We start from the raw sequence: 15374 nt of genomic DNA on the forward strand, positions 1-15374 counted from the left end.
CCGCCGCCCCCGCCACCTCCGTCTGCGGCCCCGGCGGTGGACGTTGCGTACGCGGCTGGTCGTCTCGGCCGTGCTGATGGTCGCGGTGGTCTGCGCGGTGATCGGTACGGTCACCACCATCGCCCTGCACTCCTACCTCCAGGGCCAACTGGACGACAAGCTGCTGGAGTCGGCCCAGCACACGGGCGCCCGGGAGGGGAGCTTCCTCGATCACCGGGGCCTCGGGTTCATCGTCGGGCCCGGCCAGCCCATCAACACGGTCGGCGCGCGCCTCTCCTCCGACGGAGAGATCATCGCGGCGGCCCGCAGCATCGACGCGCGCAACCCGATGCCCGCTCAGAACATGGCCTCGCTGACGGACGAGCAGGTGACCGCGCTGGCCGGCGCCCGGCGCGACGGGCGTCCGCACACCGTCACCCTGCCCGGCCTCGGCGACTACCGCGTCGCCTCCGCGCGGGACGACTCCGCGCTGGTCGGCCTGCCGTCCGGCGACGTGCAGAACGTCGTCGGCCGGCTGATCGTCGTGGAGGTCTGCGTCACGGCCGCGGGCCTGGTGGCGGCCGGTCTCGCAGGCGCGGCCACGGTCCGGATGGCGCTGTGGCCGCTGCGCCGGGTCGCTGCCACGGCCACCCGGGTCTCCGAGCTCCCGCTGCACCGCGGCGAGGTGGCCCTGCACGAACGCGTCCCGGCCGCCGAGGCGGATCCGCGTACGGAGGTCGGCCAGGTCGGCGCGGCGCTCAACCGGATGCTGGGCCACGTCGGTTCGGCGCTCGCCGCCCGCCAGGAGAGCGAGACGCGCGTCCGCAGGTTCGTCGCCGACGCCAGCCACGAGCTGCGCACACCGCTGGCCTCGATACGCGGCTACGCCGAGCTGACCCGGCGCGGCCGTGAGGAGCCCGGCCCCGCCACCCGGCACGCCCTGGGGCGCATCGAGTCCGAGGCGCAGCGGATGACGGGCCTGGTGGAGGATCTGCTGCTGCTCGCCCGCCTGGACGCCGGCCGCCCGCTGTCGTACGAGAGCACCGACCTCGCGCCGCTGGTCGTGGACGCCGTCAGCGACGCCCGCGCGGCCGGTCCCGGCCACAAATGGCGACTGGAACTGCCCGGCGACCCGGTGTGCGTACGCGCCGACGCCGACCGGCTGCACCAGGTTCTGGTCAACCTGCTGGCCAACGCCCGTACGCACACCCCCGAGGGCACCACGGTCGTCGCCCGCCTCCGTCACGAGCCGCCGGTGCCCGGCGCGGGCCGCTTCGTCCGGCTGGAGGTGCGGGACGACGGCCCCGGCGTGCCGCCCGGCCTGCTGCCGCACGTCTTCGAACGCTTCGCCCGCGGCGACGCGTCCCGCGCCCGTACGGGTACGGGAGCCGGAGGGGCTGGCGGCGCGGACGGGAGCGCAGGACGGCGGACCGGCGGCAGCACGGGCCTCGGGCTGGCGATCGTGCAGGCCGTGGTCACGGCGCACGGCGGCACGGCCCGGGTGGAGAGCGCGCCCGGACGTACGGTCTTCAGCGTCCGGCTGCCCGCCGACGGACCGGCGCGCGACGCCACACGCGCCCCTCGGCTTCACCAAGCGCCCCTGGAACACACCCATTCACAGGCGGATCACAGCGGCACCACACAAGGGTGACAGCGCGCCCGGCGAGTGTCGGTGGCATGACGACGACACAGCCGGCCCAGACCCCTCTGGGCTCCCTGCCGCCTCGTGAGCATCTGCGCCCCGGGCAGACCACCACGGTGCTCGATGTCGTGATCCCCGTCCACAACGAGGAGTCCGACCTGGAGCCCTGTGTACGGCGGCTCCATGACCACCTCTCCCGCACCTTCCCGTACGGCTTCCGGATCACCATCGCGGACAACGCGAGCACGGACCGCACTCCCGAGATCTCCGCGTCGCTGGACGAGGCGATCGAGGAGGTGACGGCCGTGCGCCTGGAGGAGAAGGGGCGCGGCCGGGCACTGCGCACCGTGTGGTCCCTCTCCGGGGCCCCGGTGCTCGCCTACATGGACGTCGATCTGTCCACCGACCTGAACGCGCTGCTGCCGCTGGTCGCGCCGCTGATCTCCGGCCACTCCGACCTGGCGATCGGTTCGCGGCTGGCGCGCAGTTCGCGGGTGGTGCGCGGGCCGAAGCGCGAGTTCATCTCCCGCTCGTACAACCTCATCCTGCGCGGCTCGCTGGCCGCCCGCTTCTCGGACGCGCAGTGCGGCTTCAAGGCAGTACGGGGCGATGTCGCCGAACGGCTGCTGCCGATGGTCGAGGACAGCGGCTGGTTCTTCGACACCGAGATGCTGGTGCTCGCGGAACGCGCCGGGCTGCGCATCCACGAGGTGCCGGTGGACTGGGTGGACGATCCGCACAGCACCGTGCACATCGTGCGGACGGCCACCGAGGACCTCAAGGGCGTCTGGCGGGTGGGGCGGGCGCTGGCGACCGGGGCGCTGCCGCTGGACCGGCTCGCCCGGCCCTTCGGGGACGACCCGCGCGACCGCGACCTGAGCGGTGTGCCGCGTGGGCTGGCGCGCCAGGTCATGGGCTTCTGCGTGGTCGGCGCCCTCAGCACGCTGCTCTACCTGGGCCTCTACTCGCTCTTCCGGCTCGGCGTCGGACCGCAGGCGGCCAACGCCGCCGCGCTGCTGCTGTCGGCGATCGGCAACACAGCGGCGAACCGGCGGCTGACCTTCGGCGTACGGGGCCGGGACCGCGCCGTGCGCCACCAGGCCCAGGGGCTCGTCGTCTTCGGCATCGGCCTGGCCCTGACCAGCGGCTCGCTGGCCGCCCTGGACGCCGCGACCGGCACCCCCGCGCACGGCACCGAGATGGCCGTCCTGGTGGCCGCGAACCTCGCGGCGACACTGCTGCGGTTCCTGCTCTTCCGCGCGTGGGTCTTCACGGACCGGGAGCGGGAGGGCCGGGCCGCGGAGCCCGACCGGCTCACCGCCGTACCGAACCACCCTGGCAGGAGCACCCGATGACGACCCGGTCCCCCCACCTCGCCGAGCCGGTCCCGAACCCGGCCGGGCAGGCACCGGAGCCTGTCCCCGGGACGCCGGTCCCCGCCTCCCCCCGCTGGGCCCGCCCCGCCCTCCTCGTACTCCTCCTGGCCACCGCCGCCCTCTACCTCTGGGACCTGGGCGCGTCCGGTTACGCGAACCAGTTCTACTCGGCGGCGGCCCAGGCGGGCTCCGCGAGCTGGAAGGCGTTCTTCTTCGGTTCGTCCGACGCTGCCAACTCCATCACCGTCGACAAGCCCCCGGCCGCCCTGTGGCCGATGGCCCTGTCCGTACGGCTCTTCGGCCTCAGCTCGTGGGCGGTCCTGGTGCCGGAGGCGCTGATGGGCGTCGCCACGGTCGGGGTGCTGTACGCGGCCGTACGGCGCCGCTTCGGCGCGGGTGCCGGGCTGTTCGCGGGCGCGCTGCTGGCGCTGACGCCGGTCGCCGCCCTGATGTTCCGCTTCAACAACCCCGACGCGCTGCTGTGTCTGCTCATGGTCTGCGCCGTGTACTGCGTCCTGCGCGCGCTGGAGGACGCCCGTACCAAGTGGCTGCTGCTGGCGGGCGTCTGCTTCGGTCTCGCCTTCCTGGCCAAGACGTTGCAGGCGTGGCTGATCCTGCCGCCGCTGGCGGTCGTGTACGCGGTCTGCGCGCCTACCCCGCTGCGCCGCCGGATCGGCCAACTGCTGCTGGGCGGGCTGGCGATGGTGGTGTCCGGCGGCTGGTGGGTCGCGATCGTGGAACTGTGGCCGGCCGCGTCACGCCCGTACATCGGAGGCTCGCAGCACAACAGCTTCCTGGAGCTGACCTTCGGCTACAACGGCCTCGGCCGCATCAACGGCAACGAGACCGGCAGTGTGGGCGGCGGCCGCCCCGGCGGCGGTGGTGGTGGCGGGGGTGCCTGGGGCGACACCGGCATCACCCGGCTCTTCACCTCCGACATGGGCGGCCAGATCTCCTGGCTGCTGCCTGCCGCGTTCCTGCTGCTGGCCGCCGGGCTGGTGGTGCTGCGGCGGGCCCGGCGTACGGACGCCGCGCGCGCTGCGTTCCTGGTGTGGGGCGGAGCGCTGCTGATGACGTTCGCGACGTTCAGCTTCATGTCCGGGATCTTCCACCAGTACTACAACGTGGCCCTGGCGCCGTACATCGCGGCGCTGGTAGCGATGGGCGCGACGCTGCTGTGGCAGCGGCGGTCCCGTACCGCCGCCGTGCTGCTGCTGGCGGTCACGGTCGCGGCGACGGCGGCATGGGCGTACGTCCTGCTGGCGCGTTCGCCGCAGTGGCTGCCGTGGCTGCGCTGGGCCGTCGTCGCGGTAGGCGCCGTGGCGGCGCTGGGGCTGCTGCTGTCCGTACGGATGGGCCGGCGGCTGTCCGTACGGCTGGGCCGGCGCCTGGCCGTGGTGGCCGCCGGGCTGGGCATCGCCGCCGGACTGGGCGGCCCGGTCGCGTACGCCGTGAACACGGTCGGCACCCCGCACACCGGCTCCATCGTCACGGCGGGGCCGGAGGTCAAGGGCGCCGGAGGCCGGCACGGGGGAATGATCGTCATCGGTGGGCGCGGGACCGGGCCGGGTGGCAAGGGCGGCAGGGCGAACGGCGGTACGGGCGGCCCGCCACCCGGCCAGGGGCCCGGTCAGGGACCCGGCCGGGGCCAGGGCCCTGGACAACGCGACGGCGCCCGTCAGAACGGCCTCGGCGGTCTCCTCGACGGTCAGCGGGTCAGCGCCAAGGCCAAAGCCGCCCTTCGGAAGAACGCCGCCGACCACACCTGGGCCGCCGCCGCGATCGGCTCGCAGAACGCCGCCGGCTACCAGCTCGCCACCGGCCTCCCGGTCATGCCCATCGGCGGCTTCAACGGCAGCGACCCGTCACCGACCCTCGAACAGTTCAAGGAGTACGTACGCCAGGGCAAGATCCACTACTTCATCGGCGGCGGTATGGGCGGTGGCTTTTTCGGCGGCGGCAAGGACCGCAACAGCTCCACCTCGTCCGACATCACGAGCTGGGTCGAGAAGTCGTTCAAGAAGGTGACTGTCGGCGGAACGGCGCTGTACGACCTGACCCGCCCGGTCTCGTGAGGCAGGCGCCGACCCGCGCGACGAGATAGCGAGTCGTCGCCTCCCGCCCCCCATTAATCGCCTGTACGGCGTATAACGCTCCCTGTACGGTGTACGCGTCCCGCTCTTCCGCTCGCACCACTCCGTACAGGGAGCCTGTATGTCCTCCGTGGCGCCCAACGCCACCGATCCCTTGAGCCCGGCCCGCAACCCGGCCCGCTGGCTCATCCTCGCCGTCATCTGCCTCGCGCAGCTGACCGTCCTGCTCGACAACACCGTCCTGAACGTCGCCGTGCCCTCCCTCACCGAGGAGATGGGCGCCACCACCGCCGACGTGCAGTGGATGCTCAACGCGTACTCCCTGGTCCAGTCCGGCCTGCTGCTCACCGCGGGCAACGCCGCCGACCGCTACGGCCGCAAGAAGATGCTCGCCCTCGGCCTGGTGCTGTTCGGTGTCGCCTCGCTCGCCGCCTCCCTCGCCCAGTCGCCCGGCCAGCTGATCGCGGCCCGCGCCGGGATGGGCGTCGGCGGCGCGCTGCTGATGACGACCACCCTCGCCGTCGTGATGCAGATCTTCGACGACACCGAGCGCCCCAAGGCCATCGGTATCTGGAGCTCGGTCAACTCGCTCGGCTTCGCCGCCGGGCCGCTGATCGGCGGCACGCTGCTGGCGCACTTCTGGTGGGGCGCGCTGTTCCTGATCAACATCCCGGTCGCGCTGATCGGCCTGGTCGCCGTCCTGCGGCTGGTCCCCGAGTCGAAGAACCCCAGCGGCGACCGCCCCGACCTGGTCGGCGCGCTGCTCTCCATGATCGGGATGGTGGGCGTGGTCTTCGCGATCATCTCCGGACCGGACAGCGGCTGGCTCTCCGGGCGGGTGCTGGGCTCCGCCGCCGTCGGCGTCGTGGGCCTGGCCGTCTTCGCGCTGTGGGAACTGCACGTCCCGCACCCGATGCTGGACATGCACTTCTTCCGCAACAGCCGCTTCATCGGCGCGGTCTCCGGCGGCATCCTGGTCGCCTTCGGCCTGGGCGGCTCGATGTTCCTGCTCACCCAGCACCTGCAACTGGTCCTCGGTTACGGCCCGTTGGAGGCCGGTCTGCGGATGGCGCCGCTGGCGCTGATGGTCGTCGCATTGAACTTCAGCGGCCTGAGCGCCCGGCTGATGCCCCGGCTGGGCACCCCCGGCATGATCGTGTCCGGTATGACCCTGCTGGCCGCCGGTCTGACCGCCATCGCCACGCTGGGCAGCGACAGCTACGGCGGCATGCTGCTCGGCCTGCTGGTGATGGGCGTCGGCGTGGCGTTCGCGATGCCCGCCATGGCCAACGCGGTGATGTCCGCGATCCCGGTGGAGAAGGCCGGGGTGGGCGCGGGCGTGAACGGCACCCTGATGGAATTCGGCCAGGGCCTGGGCGTCGCGGTCCTCGGCGCGGTGCTCAACTCCCGCTTCGCCGCGCTGCTCCCGGCGGTCGCGCTGGGCGCCGGTTCGCTGCCCGCGGCGCTGGCCCTGGCCCGTACGGACGCGGACCGGGCGGCCGTGCACGACGCGTTCGCCTCCGGTATCGGCACCAGCCAACTGGTGGGCGCGGTGGCCGTCTTCCTCGGCGGCCTGCTCGCGGCGTTCCTGCTGCGCCGCGCGGAGCGCGACCGGTCCGCGCCGGGCGACGGCGCGCACCGTGCCGACGTGCCCGAAGGCGGTACCGGCCCGGCTCCGGCCGCCGCCCGCCCGGAATAGCATCGACTCCGTACCACTGCGTAACGAAAGGGAGGGCGCGAGATGGCCGCGACTTCGGACCGCGCCGGGAAACAGCCGAAAAGCGTATGGCTGGCCGAGCGCCCCCCGGTGAAACGGAAGGCGGACCAGCCGGCCGGACTGGACCTCGACAAGATCGTCGCGGCCACGGTCCGGCTGCTGGACGCCGAGGGCCTGGCGAAGTTCTCCATGCGCCGCCTCGCCGCCGAGCTGGGCGTCACCGCCATGTCCGTCTACTGGTACGTCGACACCAAGGACGACCTGCTGGAACTGGCCATGGACGCGGCGGCCGGCGAGATCGACCTGCCCGACGAGTCCGACGAGGGGGCGGACTGGCGCGACCAGCTGCGCCACCTGGCCACCGAATACCGCACCATGCTGCTCGCCCACCCCTGGGTGCCGAGGTTGCTGGGGGAGTACATCAACTTCGGGCCGCACTCGATGGCCTTCTCCAATGCGACCCTGCGGGTGATGGCGCGCAGCGGCCTCTCGAAGGAGTCGACGTCCGGGGCGCTGGCGGCGGTGTTCCAGTTCGTCTACGGCTTCTGCACCATCCAGGGCCTGCACCGCGCCCGCTGCCGGGCCGAGGGCTCCACCCTGGACGAGTACTTCCAGCAGGTCGTGGGCGCCGTGCGGAGCCGCCCGGAGTTCGCCGAGGCGATGGAGCTGTCCGTCAAGGCGGTGTACGCGCGCAAGGGGCTGACCGCCGAACAGATGCTGGAGCACGACTTCGCCTTCGCCCTCGACCTCCAGATCGCGGGCATCGAGGCGATGCGGGAGCGGGAGCTCGCGCGTACGGAGGAGGGGCGGGACGGCGGCCGGCAGGAGGGGCTGGACGGCGCCCGGTAGGAGGGGCGGGACGGCGGCCGCCAGGAGGGGCGGGACGGCGGCCGGTAGGAGCGGACAGCGCCCCTATCACCCCCCACGCCGTCATGTGCGCCCCGCGCGTCCGGACGCGTGAAGCGGTCCCGCCGAACGTGGGCATCGGCCGACGTGTCGGTTTTTCGGACCGCCGCTGCGTGAACCTCTTTTCTGATCATTTCTCAGCGCAGCGTAAGGAGCTCCATATGCGCGTTCGTACTGCCATCAGCGCGGGTGTCCTGACCGTCGCCGCCGTCCTCGGCAGCGTCGGTACCGCCGTCGCCGACGCCGGTGCGGGGGCCAAGGTCGCCAACTCGCCGGGCATCCTGTCCGGCAACGCCATCCAGGTCCCGGTCGACGTCGGCATCCCGATCTGTGGCAACACCATCGACGTCATCGGGCTGCTGAACCCCGCCACGGGCAACAAGTGCAAGACCAACTAACGGGCCGTCCTGCACGACGGTGCCCCGCCCCTTGCAGTGCAAAGGGCGGGGCACCGTCGCGTACGGCCCCGGTCGGGGGGTGGGGGCCGAGTCGTCAGGCCGTCGGCAGGGTCTCGCCCTGTACGGCCTGGATGTCCAGCTCGACACGCAGCGTCGTGCCGATCGCGGCGATGCCGGCGGCGACGACCTGGTTGTAGTTCATCTTGAAGTCCTCGCGGCGCAGCTCCGCGGTGGCGTTGAAGGCCGCCCGCACGCCACCCCACGGGTCCGGGCCCGTACCGAGGTAGCTCAGGTCCAGGTCCACCGGGCGGACCACGCCGCGCAGCGACAGCTCGCCGTGCACGGTCCAGCGGTCCGGGCCGGCCGGCTCCAGGCCGGTGCTGCGGTAGGTCATCTCCGGGTACTGCTCGACGTCCAGGAAGTCCCCGGTCCGCAGGTGCCCGTCGCGCATCCCGTTGCCGGTGTCGATCGACGCCGTCCTGATGACCGCCTCGACCGACGACTTGTTCAGGTCCTCGGCGATCTCAATGCGCCCGGCGAAGTCCAGGAAGCGGCCGTGCACGCTGGTGATGCCCAGGTGCTGGGCGGTCGCCGCGACCGTCGAGTGCATCGGGTCGATGGTCCAGGCGCCGGGCGGCGGCAGCTCCGCCCCGCCCTGCCGCGCCAGCGTCACATTGCCGACGTCCATCCGGCCGCTCGCCGTCACGATCGCGCTGGAGGCCACCGGCGCGTAGCCGACCGCCGTCACGATCACCGTGTACGGGCCGGGGGCCAGCGGCTGCGCGTCCCGTACGAGACCGTCCTCGTCGGCCGCCGCGCGCAGCACCTGGGTGCCGGTCATGTCGGTGACGGTCAGCACCGCGTGCTGCACCGCCCAGCCGTCCCTCGTACGGATCTGCGCGCGGACGCCCGCGCCCTTGGCCGGTCCCGCCGCTGCCGCGCCCGTCGAACTCATTCCCACTCCCGTTCTTGCCTCTCACATGTCGGGCTCCGGGCGGCGGCACGCAGGCCGTCCCCTGCCTGTGCGCGTACCGCCGCCGGAGCCCTGGGGTCCGGACCGTGCGCCTTTCCGCTCAGAAGACGCGCGGGCCGGGGTCTTGTCCCCCGGGTCGTACCGGATTTCCGGTCGTACCGGAGTTCCCGGTGATACCCGGTTTCCCGGACGTACCGGATTTCCGGTCGTGCCGGGGTTCCCGGGGGCCCGCCGCCGTACGGCAGGCCCCCGGGCCCGGGATCACTCGCCGGGGTGGGCGAGCTCGACGTCGTAGCCGTCGACCCCGCGCGCGTCGACCGTCAGGCCGTTGGCGACCGGCGGGTAGCCGCTCGCGATGACCGTGTAGTCGCCCGCGTCCAGGTCGGTGAAGGCGTACGCGCCGTCCTCACCGGTGGTGGAGGTGGCCACGACGTTGCCCGCCGCGTCCACCAGGGTGACCCGCGCGTCCGGCAGCGGACGCCGCTCAGCTCCTGCCCGTACGACACCCTGCACCCGGGCACCGGACAGCAGCTCGATCTCGATCCGGGTCGTGCCCTGGCCGCCGACCTCGGCCGGCAGCGCCGTCGGCCGGAAGTCGGCCGCGTTGACGGCGATGGTGTACGTGCCGGGGGCCAGCTCGTCGAAGGAGAAGTACCCCTCCGGCGCGGTCTTGCCGGTGGCCAGCACCTCGCCGCGTACGTCGGTGACCACGACCATCGCGTCCGCCACCGGCTCGCCGGTGACCGCGCTGCGGACCTGGCCGCCCAGGCCACTGGTGCCGCTGAGCAGGATGTCGTAGGCCAGCGCCTGGTCGCCGACGACGACCGTGGACGCCTGCGGCTGGTGGCCGTCGGCCGCCGCGATCAGCACGTACGAGCCGGCGCCGGGGGCGTTCAGCACGTACGAGCCGTTGGCCTGGACCACCGAGCGGCCCAGCTGGCGCCCGCTGAGCGAGATCAGCGTGACCGCGGAGTTCGCGACCGGGTGGCCCTCCGCGTTGCGGACCGAGCCGTGGATCGCCGGACCGGCCGGGATCTCGTCACCGCCGCCCGCCGAGGCGTACGCCGCCAGCGGCTGCGTGGCGGTCGTCGCCGCCGGCTGCTGCGCCCAGGAGGGCGCCGCGCCGTTGTCGTCCTGGCCCGCCGGGGCACCCGCGCCCACCAGGGCGGGCTCGGGCTGCGCCTGCGGGGCCGCGGCGGCGGCCGCACCGGCAGCGGCGGGTGCCGCCGCCGGCTCGTTGGACTGCGCCAGACCACCCTGGGTCTTCAGCGCGACCTCCTTGATGAACAGCGTCAGCAGGAAGGCGAGCAGCGCGCACGGAGCCGCGTACAGGAAGACGTCGGCGACGCCGTGCCCGTAGGCGCTCTCCATGATCGTCCGGAACGGGGCCGGGAGGGCGTCCAGGTCCGGGATGCCGCCACCGCCGCCGGCGCCGCCCTGGGCGAACTTCGCCGCGGCCTGCGGACCGAGCTCCTGCACGCCGTCCTTGACGTAGTGCGTGACCCGGTTGGCGAGCACCGCGCCGAGCGCCGAGACGCCCACCGCGCCACCGAGGGAGCGGAAGAAGGTCACGACGGAGGAGGCGGAGCCGAGGTCCTGCGGGGCGACCTGGTTCTGCGTGCACAGCACCAGGTTCTGCATCATCATGCCGATGCCGAGGCCCATCAGCGCCATGAAGATCGCGATGTGCCAGTACTCGGTGTCGTAGCGGATGGTGCCCAGCAGGCCCAGGCCCGCGGTCACCAGCACGCCACCGGAGACCAGCCAGGCCTTCCAGCGACCGGTCTTGGTGATGATCTGACCGGAGACGGTCGAGGAGATGAACAGACCACCGATCATCGGGATCGTCATGATCCCGGACATGGTCGGCGACTCACCGCGCGCCAGCTGGAAGTACTGGCTGAAGAAGACGGTGCCGGAGAACATCGCGATACCGACGAACAGCGACGCCAGGGAGGCCAGGGTGATCGTCTTGTTGCGGAACAGCCGCAGCGGGATGATCGGCTCGCTGGCCTTGGACTCGACGAACACGAAGATCGCGCCGAGCACGATCGCGCCGCCGACCATGGCGAAGGTCTGGCCCGAGATCCAGTCGTACTTGTCACCGGCCAGCGTCACCCACACCAGCAGCAGCGAGACCGCCGCGCTGATGAAGAACGCGCCCGCCCAGTCGACCTTGACGTCCCGCTTGACCACGGGCAGCTTCAGGGTCTTCTGCAGCACGATCAGGGCGATCACCGCGAACGGCACGCCGACGTAGAAGCACCAGCGCCAGCCCATCCAGCTGGTGTCGGTGATGACGCCGCCCAGCAGCGGGCCGCCGACGGTGGCGACCGCGAAGGTGGCGCCGATGTAGCCGCTGTAACGGCCGCGCTCCCGCGGGGAGATCATCGCGGCCATGACGATCTGGGCCAGCGCGGACAGACCGCCGACGCCGATGCCCTGCACGACCCGGCACGCGATCAGCATGCCGGAGTTCTGCGACAGACCGGCCACCACCGAGCCCGCCACGTAGATCACCAGCGCGATCTGGACCAGCAGCTTCTTGCTGAACAGGTCGGACAGCTTGCCCCACAGCGGGGTGGTCGCGGTCATCGCCAGCAGCGACGCGGTGACGACCCAGGTGTACGCGCTCTGGCCGCCCTTGAGGTCATGGATGATCTCGGGCAGCGCGTTGGAGACGATCGTCGAGGACAGGATGGCGACGAACATGCCGAGCAGCAGCCCGGATATCGCCTCCATGATCTGACGGTGCGTCATGGGCGCCCCGTCGGGAGCCGGGTGGCCCCCGTGCTTGGCGTGGCCGCCCCGCACACCGGATGGTGTGGTCGTAGCCATGTGGTTCCTTTTCATTCCGCGGGTGTGCGGGTCGATTCGTGGTGCGCCCGGGTCCGGCAGTCGCCGAAGCTCGTACGGAGCCGGGCGAGCAACTCGTTCAGACGGCCGACGTCGCTGTCGGACCAGTCGTCCAGGTACCGGGCGAGTGATGCTGTGTAACGTTCGGAGAGCTCCGCGAGAAGCAGCCGGCCACTCGGCGTCAGCCGCAGCAGCCGCGACCGCTTGTCCTGCGGATCCGGCTCCCGCTCGATCCAGCCGCGCTCGGCGACGTGGGCCACATGCCGGCTCGTGACCGACATGTCGATCGCGAGCAGCTCCGCCAGCTTGCTCATCCGCATCTCACCGAACCGGTCGAGCAGCGTGAGCACCCCGGCCGAGGCGGGCGGACAGTCGGGCGGCAGGATCCGCCCCATCTCCCGCTTGACGGCACCGATGGCACTGAGCTGCCGGGCCAGCTCCTCGTACTGACTCTGAGCGGCCATGGGCACCTCCGCACTTCTTCTTTTGTTGCCTAGAGCAACCGTAGAACCACTTGGTTGCTGAAGGCAAACGATTCCTGCGATGCGACAGTAAAGGAATCCAAAAGGTTGGCAAGATCAACGGTCAAGGGGGTGGATGGGGCGGTAAAGCCGCAGGTGGCGGATGTGGCTGTACGGCTGAGGGCTCCGGCGTATTCGCCGGAGCCCTCGCTGTGTACGTGATCGCTCAGTTGTCGGCCGACGGAGCGCGCCGAGCCCGCAGCCCCTCGATGAGCAGATCGAGCCCGAACTCGAAGAGGCGGGTGAAGTCTGTGCTGGTGAGGGTGGGGAGGGTGGCGCTGAGGTGGGGGTATGGGCCTGTCGCCACCGCGTCGCGCAGGGTGTCGACGCTCTCGGGGGCTCCGGCCTCTGCCTGGAGGGCCGCCTGTTCCTCCAGCGTGTGCCCCACGGTGTAGTTGACCACCGTATAGAGGGCGCGGGCCGCGTCGTCGTCCCGGAAGCCCGCCTCGCGCAGTACGCCCACGAACGCCTCGGCGAAGCCGAGGACGCTTGCCCCGGTCGCGTGTGTTCCGGCGAAGACGCGCGCGCCGTCGCGGTGGGCGAGCAGGGCGGCGCGGTGGGCGCGGGCGAGGGTGGCCAGTCGGTCGCTCCAGTCGTCGTTCCGGCCTTCGTTGTTCGCGGTCGCGTCGGCGACGCCTTCCAGCATCCGTTCCGCCATGGCGGTGAGCAGGTCCTGCTTGGTCGCGAAATACCGGTACAGGGCGCCGGCCTGTACGCCCATCGCGTCGGCGAGGCGCCGCATGGTCAGCGCGTCGAGTCCTGACTGATCCAGCAGGTCGAGGGCTGTTTGCAGGGTGCGTGCGCGGTCGAGGCGGGCGGGTCGGCCGCGGGCTGGGGTTGACGGGGTACTCATGGATCTCACTATAGTGAACAGCGTTCACGTGAACGCTGTTCACTAAACGTTGTTCACCAAACCGCTCTTCGCTGAACCGTTGTTCGCTCTATGGGGAGGACTATTCCGATGGACGTCGATGTGATCGTTGTGGGCGCGGGCCCGACCGGCCTGATGCTCGCGTGCGAACTGGCGCTGGCCGGCGTACGGACCCGCGTCCTGGAACGCCGTGCCGAACCGCAGCGCGACTCCCGGGCGCTCAGCCTGCACCCGCGCAGCGTGGAGCTGATGGATCAGCGCGGGCTGCTCGGCCGCTTCCTCCCGCTCGGCCGGGCCGTCCCCGGCTGGCACTTCGCCCAGCTCCCCACCCACCTCGACTTCTCCGTACTGGACTCCCGGCACGGCTACACCCTCTTCCTCGCCCAGGCCCACACCGAGGCGCTGCTCGCGGAGCGGGCCCGGGAGCTGGGCGTCGAGATCGAGCGCGGACGCGAGGTTGCCGGGGTCGGTCAGGACGGCGACGGGACCGAGGTGAAGGTACGCGGTCGGGACGGTAACGTCGCGACGCTACGTACCCGTTACGTCGTCGGGTGCGACGGCGGACGCAGTGTCGTACGGCAGTCCGCCGGGATCGCTTTCCCGGGTACGGACGAGACCCTCACCGGCGTGCTCGGTGACTTCGCGACGGTCGATCCCGGCGCCCTCGACGCCGCCCGCGCGAGCGGCGTACTGGTCGCGCCGCTGGAGGGCGGCCTGACGCGGCTGGTCCTCATCGACCCGGAGCGGATGCGGGTGCCGGCCGCCGAGCCCGTGACGCCGGAGGAGTTCCGTACGTCCCTGACCCGGTTGTGCGGCACCGACTGCGGCGTCGCCGAGCCCCGCTGGCTCTCCCGCTTCGGCAACGCCACCCGCCTCGCCGAGAGCTACCGCTCCGGACGTGTCCTGCTGGCGGGCGATGCCGCGCACATCCACTTCCCGGCCGCGGGCCAGGGCCTGAACACCGGCCTCCAGGACGCGATGAACCTCGGCTGGAAGCTGGCCGCCGTGATCAACGGATGGGCGCCGCCCGGCCTGCTGGACAGCTACGACGCGGAACGCAGGCCCGTCGGGCAACTGGTCACCGAGAACACCGAGGTCCAGACGCTGCTGGCGGAGCTGACGCTCGTACCGCGGTATCAGCGCCCCGGCGCCGCTCTGCGTGCCCTCTTCGACGAACTCCTTGGGATGGAGGAGGTCAACCGCACGCTGGCGGAGAGGGTGTCCGCGCTCGGGACGGCGTATCGGCCGACAGAGCCCGGTTCCGATCCGCTGGTGGGGCGGCGGATGCCGGACATCGGGCTGAAGGCCGTCGCGTCGGAGGCGATGTCGGGGGCGATGCCGGATGCGATGTCGGAGGCGACACGGGTGTACGAGCTGCTGCCCGCGGGCCGGTTCGTCCACCTCGACTTCGCGGGCGACGACCCGGGCGCCGGGGCGGCCGTCACTACGGGCTGGGGCGCACGCGTCAACGCCATAACCGTCACCGGCCGCGAGGACCACCCGGACTTGGCTGACGTGACCGAGGTCCTGGTCCGGCCGGACGGGCATGTCGCGTGGGCGACCCGTACGGCTGAGGTCGGGGACCGGCGGGCGGAGCGGCGTGCGGCGCTGCTGGCTTGGGCCGGAACGCCTTCCCGTACGCCTTCCGGTACGTCTTCCCATGCGCCTTCCGGTACACCGTCCCGTAAGCCTGCCTGATGACCTGGGCAATCCACCGCCACGCCCGGCAACTGTGCTGTGACGCACGGGGCCCAGGGGTGTGCCGGGCTTGCCCGGTTCGCTAGGGTCCTGGCCTATGGCGAACTACCAGCAGAACCCGGCCAACGGCAACCAGGACCCGGCCGGCAGCACGCAGATGTTCCGCGCCTTCGTGGACGAGGGCGCGCCCCAGGGCGGCGGCGGTGGCGGACGCCGTGCGGCGGCACCGCAGTCGTCCGCCGGTCCCCGCATCGGCGTGATCGTCGGCGTGATCGTCGCGATCGCGGTCGTCGTCGGCGCGGCGTGGCTCGCCCTGTCCTGACCGTAGGTATCTCTTCTCTACG

General features: G+C 72.0%; 12 protein-coding genes. 8 read left to right on the top strand and 4 right to left on the bottom strand.

What is annotated here, in order from left to right:
• Nucleotides 1-22 precede the first annotated feature (22 nt).
• From IH45_RS0122405 to IH45_RS0122430, 6 genes are all read left to right on the top strand, one after another.
• Nucleotides 23-1630: a sensor histidine kinase gene (locus tag IH45_RS0122405; RefSeq protein ID WP_199810708.1), complete on the top strand. Its 1608-nt coding sequence runs from the start codon at nucleotides 23-25 to the stop codon at nucleotides 1628-1630.
• Between the two features lie 26 nt (nucleotides 1631-1656).
• A complete protein-coding gene (locus IH45_RS0122410) occupies nucleotides 1657-2976 on the top strand; it encodes a bifunctional glycosyltransferase family 2/GtrA family protein (protein ID WP_050515078.1) in 1320 nt (439 codons plus the stop codon).
• The gene (locus IH45_RS0122415) at nucleotides 2973-5072 is read left to right on the top strand and encodes an ArnT family glycosyltransferase (RefSeq protein WP_078897716.1); all 2100 of its coding nucleotides are present in this window, start codon (nucleotides 2973-2975) and stop codon (nucleotides 5070-5072) included. Before IH45_RS0122410 ends, IH45_RS0122415 begins: the two co-directional genes overlap by 4 nt.
• A gap of 139 nt (nucleotides 5073-5211) precedes the next feature.
• Complete coding sequence (locus tag IH45_RS0122420) at nucleotides 5212-6789, top strand: MFS transporter (protein ID WP_030671192.1); 1578 nt, start codon at nucleotides 5212-5214, stop codon at nucleotides 6787-6789.
• Nucleotides 6790-6831: 42 nt separating this feature from the next.
• Complete coding sequence (locus IH45_RS0122425) at nucleotides 6832-7656, top strand: TetR/AcrR family transcriptional regulator (protein WP_050515079.1); 825 nt, start codon at nucleotides 6832-6834, stop codon at nucleotides 7654-7656.
• 218 nt (nucleotides 7657-7874) lie between these two features.
• Nucleotides 7875-8111 (top strand): chaplin, encoded by a 237-nt coding sequence (locus IH45_RS0122430; RefSeq protein ID WP_030671196.1) that lies wholly within the window; start codon nucleotides 7875-7877, stop codon nucleotides 8109-8111.
• Between the two features lie 94 nt (nucleotides 8112-8205).
• On the opposite strand, the gene IH45_RS0122435 is transcribed toward IH45_RS0122430, so the two are convergent.
• The 4 genes from IH45_RS0122435 to IH45_RS0122450 form a co-directional block, all read right to left on the bottom strand.
• Nucleotides 8206-9066 carry a YceI family protein gene (locus IH45_RS0122435; RefSeq protein WP_030671198.1) on the bottom strand — a complete coding sequence of 287 codons (861 nt, stop codon included), beginning with the start codon at nucleotides 9064-9066 and terminating at the stop codon, nucleotides 8206-8208.
• A 279-nt stretch (nucleotides 9067-9345) separates the two neighbouring features.
• Nucleotides 9346-11844 carry an MFS transporter gene (locus IH45_RS0122440; RefSeq protein ID WP_463607456.1) on the bottom strand — a complete coding sequence of 833 codons (2499 nt, stop codon included), beginning with the start codon at nucleotides 11842-11844 and terminating at the stop codon, nucleotides 9346-9348.
• 89 nt (nucleotides 11845-11933) lie between these two features.
• Complete coding sequence (locus IH45_RS0122445) at nucleotides 11934-12404, bottom strand: MarR family winged helix-turn-helix transcriptional regulator (RefSeq protein ID WP_030671202.1); 471 nt, start codon at nucleotides 12402-12404, stop codon at nucleotides 11934-11936.
• 223 nt (nucleotides 12405-12627) lie between these two features.
• Nucleotides 12628-13314: a TetR/AcrR family transcriptional regulator gene (locus IH45_RS0122450; RefSeq protein WP_030671204.1), complete on the bottom strand. Its 687-nt coding sequence runs from the start codon at nucleotides 13312-13314 to the stop codon at nucleotides 12628-12630.
• Between the two features lie 108 nt (nucleotides 13315-13422).
• Between IH45_RS0122450 and IH45_RS0122455 the strand changes: the two genes are divergently transcribed.
• The gene (locus IH45_RS0122455) at nucleotides 13423-15030 is read left to right on the top strand and encodes a monooxygenase (RefSeq protein ID WP_050515080.1); all 1608 of its coding nucleotides are present in this window, start codon (nucleotides 13423-13425) and stop codon (nucleotides 15028-15030) included.
• Between the two features lie 97 nt (nucleotides 15031-15127).
• On the top strand, nucleotides 15128-15352 hold the full coding sequence (locus IH45_RS0122460; protein ID WP_030671208.1) for a hypothetical protein: 225 nt from the start codon (nucleotides 15128-15130) through the stop codon (nucleotides 15350-15352).
• Nucleotides 15353-15374: the final 22 nt, after the last annotated feature.

Source organism: Streptomyces rimosus subsp. rimosus (assembly GCF_000720725.1).
GTDB lineage: Bacteria > Actinomycetota > Actinomycetes > Streptomycetales > Streptomycetaceae > Streptomyces > Streptomyces rimosus_A.